At 61.9% G+C, this 13,190-nt stretch carries 15 protein-coding genes; 2 read left to right on the forward strand and 13 right to left on the reverse strand.

The genetic code is table 11. The annotated features are described in order from the left end of the window. The 5 genes from ccmE to ccmA form a co-directional block, all read right to left on the reverse strand. Entirely contained in the window at positions 1-456 is a 456-nt protein-coding gene (gene ccmE / locus AC0IXA_RS06470; RefSeq protein ID WP_016771044.1) for a cytochrome c maturation protein CcmE, read from the reverse strand. Next, a complete protein-coding gene (ccmD, locus tag AC0IXA_RS06475; protein WP_016771045.1) occupies positions 453-629 on the reverse strand; it encodes a heme exporter protein CcmD in 177 nt (58 codons plus the stop codon). Before ccmD ends, ccmE begins: the two co-directional genes overlap by 4 nt. After that, positions 626-1,381 (reverse strand): heme ABC transporter permease, encoded by a 756-nt coding sequence (locus AC0IXA_RS06480; protein WP_122611635.1) that lies wholly within the window; start codon positions 1,379-1,381, stop codon positions 626-628. The genes ccmD and AC0IXA_RS06480 overlap by 4 nt, the downstream gene beginning before the upstream one ends. A 97-nt stretch (positions 1,382-1,478) precedes the next feature. Further along, positions 1,479-2,147 carry a heme exporter protein CcmB gene (ccmB, locus tag AC0IXA_RS06485; RefSeq protein WP_039763615.1) on the reverse strand — a complete coding sequence of 223 codons (669 nt, stop codon included), beginning with the start codon at positions 2,145-2,147 and terminating at the stop codon, positions 1,479-1,481. Then, positions 2,144-2,779 carry a cytochrome c biogenesis heme-transporting ATPase CcmA gene (ccmA, locus tag AC0IXA_RS06490; protein ID WP_471812246.1) on the reverse strand — a complete coding sequence of 212 codons (636 nt, stop codon included), beginning with the start codon at positions 2,777-2,779 and terminating at the stop codon, positions 2,144-2,146. Before ccmA ends, ccmB begins: the two co-directional genes overlap by 4 nt. A gap of 197 nt (positions 2,780-2,976) precedes the next feature. Here ccmA and fliK point away from each other — a divergent pair, with 197 nt between their 5' ends. Both fliK and AC0IXA_RS06500 read left to right on the forward strand, forming a co-directional pair. After that, positions 2,977-4,551, forward strand: coding sequence for a flagellar hook-length control protein FliK (gene fliK / locus AC0IXA_RS06495; RefSeq protein ID WP_122505941.1), 1,575 nt, complete (start codon positions 2,977-2,979; stop codon positions 4,549-4,551). Continuing rightward, a complete protein-coding gene (locus AC0IXA_RS06500; protein WP_471812248.1) occupies positions 4,548-4,877 on the forward strand; it encodes an EscU/YscU/HrcU family type III secretion system export apparatus switch protein in 330 nt (109 codons plus the stop codon). The genes fliK and AC0IXA_RS06500 overlap by 4 nt, the downstream gene beginning before the upstream one ends. Positions 4,878-5,226: 349 nt before the next feature. Here the strand turns inward: AC0IXA_RS06500 and AC0IXA_RS06505 are convergent, their stop codons facing one another. The 8 genes from AC0IXA_RS06505 to AC0IXA_RS06540 form a co-directional block, all read right to left on the reverse strand. Continuing rightward, positions 5,227-5,622, reverse strand: coding sequence for a DUF2802 domain-containing protein (locus AC0IXA_RS06505; RefSeq protein ID WP_016771049.1), 396 nt, complete (start codon positions 5,620-5,622; stop codon positions 5,227-5,229). Between the two features lies 1 nt (position 5,623). After that, on the reverse strand, positions 5,624-6,109 hold the full coding sequence (locus AC0IXA_RS06510; protein ID WP_016771050.1) for a chemotaxis protein CheW: 486 nt from the start codon (positions 6,107-6,109) through the stop codon (positions 5,624-5,626). Between the two features lie 90 nt (positions 6,110-6,199). Beyond that, positions 6,200-7,153: a CheW domain-containing protein gene (locus AC0IXA_RS06515; protein ID WP_471812251.1), complete on the reverse strand. Its 954-nt coding sequence runs from the start codon at positions 7,151-7,153 to the stop codon at positions 6,200-6,202. A gap of 90 nt (positions 7,154-7,243) precedes the next feature. Continuing rightward, complete coding sequence (locus AC0IXA_RS06520; RefSeq protein ID WP_024012121.1) at positions 7,244-8,032, reverse strand: ParA family protein; 789 nt, start codon at positions 8,030-8,032, stop codon at positions 7,244-7,246. A 43-nt stretch (positions 8,033-8,075) separates the two neighbouring features. Further along, on the reverse strand, positions 8,076-8,966 hold the full coding sequence (gene motD, locus AC0IXA_RS06525) for a flagellar motor protein MotD (RefSeq protein WP_016771054.1): 891 nt from the start codon (positions 8,964-8,966) through the stop codon (positions 8,076-8,078). A 12-nt stretch (positions 8,967-8,978) separates the two neighbouring features. Next, complete coding sequence (locus tag AC0IXA_RS06530) at positions 8,979-9,719, reverse strand: flagellar motor protein (protein WP_471812253.1); 741 nt, start codon at positions 9,717-9,719, stop codon at positions 8,979-8,981. Continuing rightward, positions 9,719-10,864 (reverse strand): protein-glutamate methylesterase/protein-glutamine glutaminase, encoded by a 1,146-nt coding sequence (locus AC0IXA_RS06535; RefSeq protein WP_056783833.1) that lies wholly within the window; start codon positions 10,862-10,864, stop codon positions 9,719-9,721. Before AC0IXA_RS06535 ends, AC0IXA_RS06530 begins: the two co-directional genes overlap by 1 nt. A 49-nt stretch (positions 10,865-10,913) precedes the next feature. Continuing rightward, positions 10,914-13,184 carry a chemotaxis protein CheA gene (locus AC0IXA_RS06540; protein ID WP_341638789.1) on the reverse strand — a complete coding sequence of 757 codons (2,271 nt, stop codon included), beginning with the start codon at positions 13,182-13,184 and terminating at the stop codon, positions 10,914-10,916. Positions 13,185-13,190: the final 6 nt, after the last annotated feature.

Here is a 13,190-nt window from a genome sequence, read left to right on the forward strand (position 1 = left end):
TCAACCCTCCTTCACAGGCGTCGGCGCGGATTGACCGCTGTCCTTGAGCGCTTTGGTCACTTCCGGCGGCATGTACTTCTCGTCGTGCTTGGCCAGCACTTCATCGGCGACCACCACGCCATCAGCGTTGAGCTTGCCGAGGGCGACAATGCCCTGCCCTTCACGGAACAGATCCGGGAGGATGCCGCGATAGGCGATGGTCACGGATTTGTTGAAGTCGGTGACGACGAATTTGACGTCCAGCGAATCCTTGGAGCGTTGCAGCGAACCGGCCTCGACCATGCCGCCGGCGCGGATGCGCGTGTCTTGCGGCGCTTCGCCGTTGGCGATCTGCGTCGGTGTGTAAAACAGATTGATGTTTTCCTGCAACGCGCTCAGGGCCAGGCCGACAGCAGCGCCCACTCCGACCAGAATCGCCAGAATGATGATCAGACGTTTTTTGCGCAGCGCATTCACTTGCCGTTCTCCCGGCGCAGACGACGCGCCTCTTGTTGCAGATAACGCTTGCGCGCCGCAATCGGCGCCACCACGTTGAGGGCCAGCACCGCCAGACAGATGCCGTAGGCCGACCAGACATACAGGCCGTGATGGCCCATGGCGAGAAAATCGCCGAATGAAGCAAAACTCATCGCACCGCCTCCAGACTCTGCTGCACTTCGGTCTTCACCCAACTGGCGCGGGCCTCGCGCTTGAGCACTTCAAGACGCATGCGCAGCAACAGCACAGCGCCGAAGAAGCAGTAGAAACCCAGCACCGTCAGCAGCAGCGGCAGCCACATTTCCGCGGGCATCGCCGGCTTTTCCGTGAGGGTGAACGTCGCGCCCTGGTGCAGGGTGTTCCACCACTCCACCGAGTATTTGATGATCGGAATGTTGATCACGCCAACGATCGCCAGCACCGCGCAGGCCTTGGCGGCGCTGTCGCGGTTGCTGATGGCATTGCCCAGCGCGATCACGCCGAAATACAGGAACAGCAGAATCAGCATCGAGGTCAGGCGCGCATCCCACACCCACCACGAGCCCCAGGTCGGCTTGCCCCAGATGGCCCCGGTAACCAGCGCCACAGCGGTCATCCACGCACCGATCGGTGCGGCGCATTGCAGGGCAACGTCGGCCAGCTTCATTTTCCACACCAGCCCGACCACGCCGCACACCGCGAGCATCACGTAGATCGACTGGGCGAGCATCGCCGCTGGCACGTGGATATAGATGATGCGGAAGCTGTTGCCTTGCTGGTAATCCGGCGGCGCGAAGGCCAGGCCCCAGACCACGCCAACGCCGATCAGCAGCAACGCTGCGATGCTCAACCACGGCAGAAATTTGCCGCTGATGCCGTAGAACCACTTGGGCGAGCCGAGCTTGTGAAACCAGGTCCAGTTCATACTGTTTCCATCACGGTTGCCGCTCATCATCGCGAGCTGGCAGAGGGTCATGCCTTTCTTCTGGAAGAAGTGGTCAATTTTTGACCAGGCCTCATTATTATTCGCCGACGCTGATCTTCAGGCCAGCGGCTATTGCAAAGGGTGTCAGGGTGATCGCCAGCGCTGTGAGGCTGGCCATCCACAACAGGTATCCGGTCGCCGGCATGCCTTGCAGCGCCGCTTGCAACGCGCCGCTGCCAAGGATCAACACCGGGATGTACAACGGCAGAATCAGCAGCGCCAGCAATAGGCCGCCGCGCTTCAGACCGACCGTCAGCGCCGCGCCGACTGCACCGAGCAGGCTCAACACCGGCGTGCCCAGCAGCAACGACAGCAGCAGCACCGGCAGGCACGCGGCCGGCAGACCGAGCATCAGCGCCAGCAACGGCGACAGCAGCACCAGTGCCAGACCGGAGAACAGCCAGTGTGCCAGCACCTTGGCCAGGACCAGAAGCGGCAGCGGGTGCGACGAAAGGACCCACTGTTCCAGCGAGCCGTCTTCGAAGTCACTGCGAAACAATCCATCCAGCGAAAGCAGGACCGACAACAACGCCGCCACCCAGACTAACCCCGGGGACAGGTTTTGCAAGACTTGAGTTTCCGGGCCGACGGCCAGCGGGAAAAGGGCAATGACGATGGCAAAGAAAATCAGCGGATTGGCCAGCTCCGCCGGGCGGCGGAACAGCAGTCGCGATTCGCGGGCAAGCAGCAGGCCGAAGACACTCATACCGCCCATTTCCCCAGATCGATGTCGCGATAACCGGCTGGCATGCGGCTCAGGGTGTGGTGGGTGGTCAGCACCACCAGACCGCCGCGTTCGCAGTGGCCGGCCAGATGCTCTTCCAACTGAGTGACGCCCTGCTTGTCCAGCGCGGTGAAAGGTTCGTCGAGAATCCACAACGGCGGGCTGTCCAGATACAACCGCGCCAGTGCCACGCGGCGCTGTTGGCCGGCAGAAAGACTGTGGCAGGGAACATCTTCGAAACCGCGCAATCCTACTGCTGCCAGCGCCTGCCAGATTGCCTCGCGTTCGGCGGGATGATGCAAGGCGCACAGCCACGACAGGTTTTCTTCGGGAGTGAGCAGATCCTTGATCCCGGCGGCGTGGCCGATCCACAACAGGTTTCGCGCCAGTTCGCTGCGTTGCTCGGCCAGCGGCTGACCGTTGAGCAGCACCTGGCCGTCGGTGGGTTGCATCAAACCGGCGAGCAGACGTAAAAGACTGGTCTTGCCGCTGCCGTTGGGGCCGCTGATCTGCACCATGTCGCCACTGGCCAGACGCAATTCGAGGTTTTCGAAAAGCAGCCGCAGATCGCGTTCACACGCCAGGGCAATGGTTTGCAGGACAGGACTGGTCAAGGGATCACGGGCCTTATACGGTTCAAGTCGGCTCTGGAGCGGCCGTTAAAGAGATGCAGCATAGATGCTTTGATCGCTCGATCTGGCGAGCTGGATCAAACAATTGCCAGGTTTTTTGAACGAAGCGCACGACGCGCGGCATTATACATGCCGTGCCTTACTCTCAAGAGCGCAATTTCCTCAGGTTGTGTCCGCGTATGACAGGCGAAATGAACATCCTCCCGCTGCCGCCCACCGTGCCGGCGAGCGCTCGCCCGCAGATGGGTGAACTGCTCAAGCTGCTGACGCCGGTCGAGGGCTTGATCGGCGCGGGGCAAAGCGCCAAGGCTGAGGTGTTGTCGCTCAAGCAGGCTGATCAGACCTTTGAATTGCTGCTCAAGGTGACCCTCGACAGCGGCCGTCAGACCACCGTGCAGGCCAGCAGCAACCTGCCGTTGCCACAGGGCACCAACCTGGCGATCACTCAGCCGTCGGCCGGCAATCTGGCGATCACCGTACAGCAAGCGATCGCCAGCAGCGTCGCCACCCTGACCCGCATCGATACCGCGCAATTGCCCGCCGGCACCTTGCTGCAAGGCAAAGTCGTGACCTCGCAAGCCCTGCCGCAGACGCCGGGGCAAGCGGCGGTATTTCGCTCGATGGTCACCCTGCTCAACACCGCATTGAGCGGCAGCACCTTGACCGTCGACAGCCCGCAACCGCTGCGCATCGGCACCTTGTTGTCGGCGCAGGTGCAGGATGCGCAAACCCTCAAATTCGTGCCGCTGAGCAGCCGTCAGGAGCAACTGGCGGTCAGTCAGCAATTGCTCGGTCAGCAAAGTCGTCAGGGCTCGCTCGATGGCCTGCTGAAGATGTTGCAAAATCTGCCGCCTACCACTGACCAGACCTCGGCCGATCTGCGCGCGGTGGTCGACAAGCTGCTCGCCAGCCTGCCGGACGTACAGCAAATGAGCACCGCCAAAGGCGTGGCGTTGGCCTTGGCCAACAGCGGCGCGTTCCTCGAAGCGAAATTGCTCGGCGGACAAAATCCCACGCTCGCCCCGGACATGAAGGCCGACCTGCTCAAACTGATCGCGCAACTGACCCCGGGCCTGCCAAGCAACACCAATTTCAATGCAATCATCGCCGCCAACACCCTGGCGCAGGCGCTGCCGAGTTTCGTCCGGAACGCCCTCGGCACCCTCGGCCAGGTCAGCGCCAAACCGGTACCGAGCAGTTTCCCATTGCCCGAACGACTGCTGGCAAAACTCGAAGGCGAAGGTGATCTCGAGCAACTGCTGCGCCTCGCCGCCGCAGCGGTGTCGCGCCTGCAAAGCCATCAGTTGTCGAGCCTGGAACAGACCGGCGTCACCGACGATGGCCGCCTGCTCAGCACCTGGCAGCTGGAAATCCCCATGCGCAACCTGCAGGACATCGTGCCGTTGCAGGTCAAATTCCAGCGTGAAGAAGCGCCGGAGCGCGAACCGCAGCCGCATGAACGCCGCGATGAGCGCGAAGCCAAACAGCAACTGTGGCGCGTCGATCTGGCCTTCGATCTGGAACCGCTCGGGCCGATGCAGATTCAGGCGCAACTGATCGCTGGCAGCCTGTCCAGTCAGCTGTGGGCTGAGCGTCCGTACACCGCCGACCTGATTGAGAACAACCTGTTCGCCCTGCGCCAGCGCTTGCTCGATTCCGGGCTCAACGTCGGCGACCTCGACTGCCACCACGGCACCCCGCCGCAAGGTAACCAAACCCGCCTCGAACACCGCTGGGTCGACGAAACCGCATGAACGATTCCACTGCCCCACGCCAGGCCGTCGCCCTCAAATACGACGGCAACCACGCCCCGACCCTCACCGCCAAGGGCGACGAGGAACTGGCCGAAGAAATCCTGCGCATCGCTCGCGATTACGAAGTGCCGATTTACGAGAACCCTGAACTGGTGCGCCTGCTGGCGCGGATGGAACTGGGCGACAGCATCCCCGAAGAGCTCTATCGCACCATCGCCGAGATCATCGCGTTTGCCTGGAACCTGAAGGGCAAATTCCCCGAAGGACAAGACTCGAACGCGCCGATGGTCGAGAAGGACGTCACTGATCGCGGGGATGATTACTGAGAGTTCGAAGACGCCTTCGCGAGCAAGCTCGCGAATAGGCCATCAGCTTGAGCGCAAAAATCAGTTCTTCTTGATCGTTCCCACGCTCCGCGTGGGAATGCCGCCCGTGACGCTCCGCGTCACATTTCACAGGCGGAACGCGGAGCGTCCCAGGATGCGTTCCCACGCAGAGCGTGGGAACGATCTCAATCACTGCACGCGGGGATGATTATTGAGGTTTCAAAGACGTCTTCGCGAGCAGGCTCGCTCCCACATTCGACCGTGATCAAATGTGGGAGCGAGCCTGCTCGCGAATAGCGCTTTTGATCTTGCTTGCCGCTTGAAGCTTGAAGCTTGAAGCCTGAAGCTCCTAGCTGCCCTTGTGCAACTTGCGCATCAACTCTGCCTCAGCCTGGGTCAACCCGCACGACTGAGTCAGTTCATCGACGCTGGCGCCCATTCCCACCAGTTTCGCCGCCTGGGCGAATGACAGGCTCGACGGGTCGCGTTGTTCCAGAGCAACGATCTTGTCCGGCAACGGACTCACCACCGCGCGCAACTCGTGCAGGGCCTCGCCCATGCGCACGTTGCCGTTCTGGTAATCGTCGACGCGTTTGGCCAGTTCCTTGATGCGCTGATCACGCAGCGCATCACCCTGGGCCTGCTGTGCAGCGATCACTCGCTGCGCCTTGATGTACGAGACGAACATCGCCAGCGTGCCGGCCCAGAACAGGAACAGAACAATTACCGCAACCTCGAGAATCAAATCAGATGCTCTCCAGTTCCGACCATTCTTCTTCGCTCATCATCTTGTCCAGCTCGACCAGAATCAGCAGCTCATTGTTCTTGTTGCACACGCCCTGGATGAACTTGGCCGATTCTTCGTTACCGACGTTCGGTGCGGTTTCGATTTCCGACTGACGCAGGTAAACCACTTCGGCGACGCTGTCGACCATGATGCCGACGACTTGCTTGTCGGCTTCGATGATGACGATACGGGTGTTGTCGCTGATCTCACCGCTGTGCAGGCCGAAGCGCTGACGGGTGTCGATCACGGTGACCACGTTGCCGCGCAGGTTGATGATGCCCAGTACGTAGCTCGGTGCACCCGGTACCGGCGCGATCTCGGTGTAGCGCAGCACTTCCTGCACGCGCATCACGTTGATGCCGTAGGTTTCGTTATCCAGTTTGAAGGTCACCCATTGCAGGATCGGATCTTCAGAACCTTTTGCATTCGACGCCTGACTACTCATACCCTGACCCCTCGAAAAAACCGCCCCGGGCGGTGTGTGTTCTGTGTGGTGGCATTGAAAAATGCCATCGCCTGATTGTTATGTCGGCTGCTATGTCGGTTTATGTAGCGGCTTGTTGCCACTCAAGTGCTTTGCCCCGCCGCTGGCGATCAATTCGGCCAGTGCGGATACGTCAAGCAATGCACACATGTGCTCGATCACGGTGCCGGCGAGCCATGGCCGCTGACCCCGGTGACTTCTCCATTTGATTTCATTCGGGTCCAGGCGCAACGAGCGGCTGACCTGATGCACCGCCAGCCCCCACTCGTAACCTTGTACCGAAATCACGTATTGCAGGCCCTGCCGGAAGTCATCGCGGTAGCGATCCGGCATAACCCAGCGCGCAGTGTCCAAGACTTTCAGATTGCCAGCCTGGCTCGGCAGAATCCCGAGGAACCACTCCGGCTGGCCAAACAGCGGCGTCAGCTCGTGGCCGGCCAGCGAATAGATCGAGCCGAGGCACACCAGCGGCACCGCCAGGGTCAGCCCGGCAACATCGAACAGCAAGCATTCGAAGGCTTCGGCAGCCCAGGCCGGACGGCCATCGGGTTCGACCGGTGGCGGCGGGTTGTTCGGCGGCAGGTGCACTTCCACCAGCGGCGGGACCAGCACCTGCGGCTCAGCAATCTGCGGCGCGGGTTCTGGCTCCGGTTCGGGTTCCGGCACGGTCAATAATTGTGTTTGCAGCAGCGGCGCCAAGGTCGACAGCGGCGCGCGCGGTTCGTCGATCAGCGCCACCGGTGCTTTGGCCACGGGGGCAGCAGCAAGCGCGGCAATCGGAGCGACGGATTTCTGCGCGTCACGGGCCTGCTCTTCCAGCACCGCGGCCTGGAACTCGTCCATGGCCTCGGTGCTTTCCACCACTTCAGGCTGCGCCGGTTCGACGACTGGCGGCAGCGCTTCGACCGGCGCAGGCAAGTCCTCGGGCAGGTCGAGCAGCAGGTCTTCCAGATAGGACTGCAAGGCCTGTTGCGGACGTGAAGTGAGTTTCACTGGGCGGTTCATCGGTGATCAGCGCCTGACAGGGAAACCGCATCGCCTGCTTCGCGAGCAGGCTCGCTCCCACAGGGTTCGGGCAAGCAGATCGAAATCATCTCAGGCCACCTGCGGAACAAGTTGCTGCGCGAGCAGGTGCTTGAGCAGCGCGCGGTAGGCCAGCACGCCACGGCTCTTGCCGTCGAATTGCGAAGGCGTGACGCCCGCCCGGCTGGCGTCGCGCAGACGGGTATCGACCGGGATGTAGCCGTGCCAGATGTCGTCGGGGAATTTGTCACGCAGCACGCGCAAGGTGCCCATCGACGCCTGCGTGCGGCGGTCGAACAAAGTCGGCACGATGCTGAACGGCAACGGCTGTTTGCGCGAACGATTGATCATCGCCAGGGTGTTGACCATGCGCTCCAGACCTTTCACGGCCAAGTGTTCGGTCTGCACCGGAATCACCAGTTGCTGGCTCGCCGCGAGAGCGTTGACCATCAGCACACCGAGTAGCGGCGGGCTGTCGATGATTGCGTAATCGAAGTCCTGCCACAATTGCGCCAGACTCTTGGCGATCACCAGACCCAGGCCACTCTGCCCCGGCGACTGGCGCTCAAGGGTCGCCAGTGCGGTGCTCGACGGCAACAGGGAAATACGCTCGTCGCTGGTCGACAACAGCAACTGCCCCGGCAGGCCTTGCGGCACGCTGCCCTTGTGCAGAAACAGGTCGTAGTTGCTGTGTTCCAGGCTGTCGGGGTCGTAGCCGAAATAGCTGGTCATCGAGCCGTGCGGGTCGAGATCGACCACAACCACGCGCTTGCCCGCCTCGGCCAGCAATCCGGCTAAAGCGATGGAGGATGTGGTTTTACCGACACCACCCTTTTGATTGGCGACTGCCCAGACTCTCATTCAGTTCGTTCCTCCCGGCCAGATCGGCTGGCCGAGACATGCTTCAGCGTGTTAATGCGGGCGACGGAGAATTGACGGCACTCTCGCGTCCCGGCGTCTTGACCGGGGTCGGTGCAGTTTGTGTGCCAGCGCGCTTCAACGCCGCATCCGGTTGCGCATTGGCGGTTCCGGTGCCCGTCAGGCTGCGGCGCACATCAAGATTGCGCGACACCACCAGCACCACGCGACGGTTCTTCGCCCGGCCTTCGACCGTGGCGTTGTTGGCCACTGGCTGGAATTCGCCGTAGCCCACCGACGCCAGTCGCCCAGGGTTTACGCCCTGCATGGCGAGCATGCGCACGATGCTCGCCGAACGCGCCGAGGACAGTTCCCAGTTGGTCGGGTACTGCGCGGTGCGGATCGGTTGATCGTCGGTGAAGCCTTCGACGTGGATCGGGTTGTCGAACGGTTTGAGGATCGCCGCGACCTTGTCGATGATGTTGAACGCGATGTCGCTCGGCATGGCGTCGCCGCTGCCAAACAACAGGCTGGAATTGAGCTCGATCTCGACCCACAACTCGTTGCCGCGCACGGTCATCTGGTTGGAACTGATCAAGTCACCGAAGGCGGCACTGATGTCATCGGCGATGCTTTTCAAAGGATCGCTGGCCCCGGAAATGCCGGCGTCGACCTGCTCGGCATCCTTGACCAGCGGCTTGGCCGGGGTCACGGTTTTCGGTCGTTCGTCGCCGATCGGAATCGGTTTTAGCGAGCGATCGGAGTCGGTAAACACGCCGATCAGCGCTTCGGAAATGACTTTGTATTTGCCTTCGTTGATCGACGAGATCGAGTACATCACCACGAAAAACGCGAACAGCAAAGTGATGAAATCCGCGTAGGACACGAGCCAGCGCTCGTGATTGACGTGTTCTTCCTGGTGGCGACGACGAGCCATGAGGTTATTCCCTTAGTCCATGAAGCCTTGCAGCTTCAACTCAATGGAACGAGGGTTTTCACCTTCGGCGATCGACAGAATTCCTTCCAGCAACATTTCGCGATAACGCGACTGCCGCAACGCGATGGACTTGAGCTTGGCCGCGACCGGCAAGAGGATCAGGTTGGCACTGGCCACGCCATAGATGGTCGCGACGAACGCCACGGCAATGCCGTTACCCAGTTGCGACGGATCGGCGAGGTTGCCCATCACGTGAATCAGGCCCATCACCGCACCGATGATGCCGATGGTCGGCGCGTAGCCGCCCATGCTTTCGAACACTTTGGCCGCTTCGATATCGCGGGATTCCTGAGTGTAGAAATCCACTTCGAGAATGCTGCGAATCGCCTCCGGCTCGGCGCCATCGACCAGCAGTTGCAGACCTTTGCGCGAGTAGCTGTCAGGTTCGGCGTCGGCCACGCCTTCGAGGCCAAGCAAGCCTTCCTTGCGCGCCGTCAGGCTCCAATTGACCACGCGGTCGATGCCGCCGGCCAGGTCGACACGCGGCGGAAAGAAGATCCAGACGAGAATCTGCATAGCGCGCTTGAACGCGCTCATCGGCGATTGCAGCAGCGCAGCACCGACCGTTCCGCCCAGTACGATCAGCGCCGCCGGGCCGTTGGCCAGCGCGCCGAGGTGGCCGCCTTCAAGGTAGTTGCCGCCGATGATGGCGACGAACGCCATGATGAGGCCGATAAGGCTGAGAACATCCATCAGATACACGCCTCGACGATGTGCTTGCCGATGTCGTCCAGACCATACACCGCGTCAGCCAGATCGGCTTTGACGATGGCCATCGGCATGCCGTAGATCACGCAGCTTGCTTCGTCCTGCGCCCACACCGAACTGCCGCCCTGCTTGAGCAGACGCGCGCCTTCGCGGCCGTCGGCGCCCATGCCGGTCAGCACCACTGCCAGAACTTTGTCGCCGTAGGATTTCGCCGCCGAACCGAAGGTAATGTCCACGCACGGCTTGTAATTCAGACGTTCGTCGCCCGGCAGAATCTTCACCGCGCCACGGCCGTCGATCATCATCTGCTTGCCACCCGGCGCCAGCAGCGCCAGGCCCGGACGCAGGATGTCGCCATCCTCGGCCTCTTTGACGCTGATACGGCAGAGCTTGTCGAGACGTTCGGCAAACGCTTTGGTGAACGCCGCCGGCATGTGCTGGATCAGCACGATCGGCGCCGGGAAGTTCGCCGGCAACTGCGTCAGCACACGTTGCAGCGCGACCGGGCCGCCGGTCGAGGTACCGATGGCAACCAGTTTGTAGGCTTTGCGTTTCGGAGCCGGCGACGAAGCGCTGGCAGCGGATGCACGGGCAGGCGCTGGCGCAGGCGCCGGACGTGCCGGGACAGGGCTGCTGTGGCTCGTGTGGCTGCCGTAGCTCGACGCTGCCGGAGCAGGCGTCGGCGCTGGCGCAGCGGCGGGAGCCGGCGCGCTGTAGGCACTGAAACGACGATTGCTGCGCGAGATGCTGTGGACTTTCTCGCACAGCAGTTGCTTGACCTTCTCGGGATTGCGCGAAATGTCTTCGAAATTCTTCGGCAGGAAATCCACCGCGCCGGCGTCCAGCGCATCGAGGGTTACCCGCGCGCCTTCGTGGGTCAGCGAGGAGAACATCAACACCGGGGTCGGGCAGCGCTGCATGATGTGCCGCACTGCCGTGATGCCGTCCATCATCGGCATCTCGTAGTCCATGGTGATCACGTCAGGCTTGAGGGCCATGGCCTGATCGATCGCCTCTTTACCGTTGGTGGCCGTGCCGACCACCTGGATGCTCGGATCCGCCGAAAGAATTTCCGAGACGCGGCGGCGGAAAAAACCCGAATCGTCCACCACCAGGACTTTGACTGCCATAAACACTCCATTAGGTGCAGCGGCGCGTCATCGCGCCGCCGCCCCGGATTCAAATACGCTTTGTGGCGTAACGCTTGAGCATGCTTGGAACATCGAGAATCAGCGCAATGCGGCCGTCACCGGTGATGGTGGCGCCGGACATGCCCGGAGTTCCCTGGAGCATTTTGCCCAATGGCTTGATGACCACTTCTTCCTGGCCGACCAGTTGATCGACGACGAAGCCGATCCGCTGTGTGCCCACCGAAAGAATCACCACATGGCCTTCGCGCTGCTCTTCGTGAGCGGCGGAGCTGACCAGCCAGCGCTTGAGGTAGAACAATGGCAGCGCCTTGTCGCGCACGATCACCACTTCCTGACCGTCGACGACATTGGTGGTCGACAGGTCGAGGTGGAAGATTTCGTTGACGTTGACCAGCGGGAACGCGAACGCCTGATTGCCAAGCATGACCATCAGCGTCGGCATGATCGCCAGGGTCAGCGGCACCTTGATGACGATCTTCGAGCCCTGGCCCTTGGTCGAGTAGATGTTGATCGAACCGTTGAGCTGGGAAATCTTGGTCTTCACCACGTCCATGCCGACACCACGGCCGGACACGTCGGAGATCTCGGTCTTGGTCGAGAAACCCGGGGCGAAGATCAGGTTGTAGCACTCGGTATCGCTCAGGCGATCGGCCGCGTCCTTGTCCATCACACCGCGTTTCACCGCGATCGAACGCAGGACGTTCGGGTCCATGCCTTTGCCATCATCGGAGATCGACAGCAGGATATGGTCGCCTTCCTGCTCGGCCGCCAGCACCACGCGACCGCCACGGGCCTTGCCCGATGCTTCGCGTTCTTCCGGCGACTCGATGCCGTGGTCGACGGCGTTGCGCACCAAGTGGACCAGCGGGTCGGCAAGAGCCTCGACAAGGTTTTTGTCGAGGTCGGTTTCTTCACCCACCAGTTCCAGGTTGATTTCTTTCTTGAGCTGACGTGCGAGGTCGCGAACCAGACGCGGGAAGCGCCCGAAGACCTTCTTGATCGGCTGCATCCGCGTCTTCATCACGGCGGTCTGCAGGTCAGCGGTGACCACGTCGAGGTTAGATACGGCCTTGGACATGGCTTCGTCGCCGCTGTTGAGGCCCAGACGCACCAGACGGTTACGCACCAGCACCAGCTCGCCGACCATGTTCATGATCTCGTCGAGCCGCGCGGTATCGACGCGTACGGTGGTTTCAGCTTCGCTGGCCGGCTTTTCTGCCGGTGCAGCGGCTGGCGCGCGGGCCGGAGCCGGAGCAGCAGCGGCGGCCGGTTTCGGCGCCTCGGCTTTCGGTTCAGGCTTGGCGGCAGGCTTCGGTGCAACAGCGGCAGCCGGAGCTTTCGCCGCTGGCGTGGCGACGCTCGACGCGGAACCCGCAGTCGCAGCGCTGGCGTCAAACTTGCCTTTGCCGTGCAATTCGTCGAGCAGCGATTCGAATTCGTGATCGCTGATCAGGTCACTGCCGGCCGCAGCGGCTGCCGGTGCAGCAGGTGCTGCCGGCGCCGAAGCGATGGCCGATTCCAGCGCGTCAACGGCGAAGTTGCCCTTGCCGTGCAACTGATCGAGCAAGGCTTCGAATTCGTCGTCGGTGATGTCCGAGCTGTCGCCCGCAGCAGGTGCGGCCGGCGCTGCTGGTGCCGCCGGAGCGACCGCATCGACAGCAAACTGGCCTTTGCCATGCAGTTGATCGAGCAGCGATTCAAACTCGGCGTCGGTGATTTCATCGCTGGCCGCCGTGTCGGCAACCTGCGCGGGAGCAGCGACAGCGGCCGGAGCCTCGGCCTGGGCCTTGACGGCGTTCAGCGAGTCCAGCAGTTGTTCGAATTCGTTATCGGTGATGTCTTCCGATGCGCTTTCGGCGACCGGTTCTGCCACCGCTTCTACTGGTGCGGCAACGGCTTCATCCGCCGATTGCGGCTCGGCCAGACGCGCCAGCGCGGCCAGCAGTTCCGGCGTGGCGGCGGTAATCGGTGCACGCTCACGGACTTCGCTGAACATGCTGTTCACCGCGTCCAGTGCTTCGAGCACAACGTCCATCAGTTCTGCATCAACGCGACGCTCACCCTTACGGAGGATGTCGAACACGTTTTCGGCGATGTGACAGCACTCCACCAGCTCATTGAGCTGAAGGAAGCCGGCGCCCCCTTTTACAGTGTGGAAACCGCGAAAAATTGCATTGAGCAGATCTGCATCATCCGGGCGGCTTTCCAGCTCGACCAGTTGTTCGGACAGTTGCTCAAGAATCTCGCCGGCCTCAACCAGGAAATCCTGAAGGATCTCTTCATCGGCGCCGAAGCTCATTAATGG

It is taken from the genome of Pseudomonas sp. AC083 (genome assembly GCF_979253165.1).

Excerpts from the sequence above, each read along its gene's own strand:
- AC0IXA_RS06520 (WP_024012121.1), bottom strand. The coding sequence starts at position 8,032 with ATGAGAGTCTGGGCAGTCGCCAATCAAAAGGGTGGTGTCGGTAAAACC.
- fliK (WP_122505941.1), top strand. The coding sequence starts at position 2,977 with ATGACAGGCGAAATGAACATCCTCCCGCTGCCGCCCACCGTGCCGGCG.
- AC0IXA_RS06530 (WP_471812253.1), bottom strand. The coding sequence starts at position 9,719 with ATGGATGTTCTCAGCCTTATCGGCCTCATCATGGCGTTCGTCGCCATC.
- ccmD (WP_016771045.1), bottom strand. The coding sequence starts at position 629 with ATGAGTTTTGCTTCATTCGGCGATTTTCTCGCCATGGGCCATCACGGC.
- ccmB (WP_039763615.1), bottom strand. The coding sequence starts at position 2,147 with ATGAGTGTCTTCGGCCTGCTGCTTGCCCGCGAATCGCGACTGCTGTTC.
- AC0IXA_RS06510 (WP_016771050.1), bottom strand. The coding sequence starts at position 6,109 with ATGAGTAGTCAGGCGTCGAATGCAAAAGGTTCTGAAGATCCGATCCTG.
- AC0IXA_RS06500 (WP_471812248.1), top strand. The coding sequence starts at position 4,548 with ATGAACGATTCCACTGCCCCACGCCAGGCCGTCGCCCTCAAATACGAC.
- motD (WP_016771054.1), bottom strand. The coding sequence starts at position 8,966 with ATGGCTCGTCGTCGCCACCAGGAAGAACACGTCAATCACGAGCGCTGG.
- AC0IXA_RS06480 (WP_122611635.1), bottom strand. The coding sequence starts at position 1,381 with ATGAACTGGACCTGGTTTCACAAGCTCGGCTCGCCCAAGTGGTTCTAC.
- AC0IXA_RS06535 (WP_056783833.1), bottom strand. The coding sequence starts at position 10,864 with ATGGCAGTCAAAGTCCTGGTGGTGGACGATTCGGGTTTTTTCCGCCGC.
- AC0IXA_RS06540 (WP_341638789.1), bottom strand. The coding sequence starts at position 13,184 with ATGAGCTTCGGCGCCGATGAAGAGATCCTTCAGGATTTCCTGGTTGAG.
- AC0IXA_RS06515 (WP_471812251.1), bottom strand. The coding sequence starts at position 7,153 with ATGAACCGCCCAGTGAAACTCACTTCACGTCCGCAACAGGCCTTGCAG.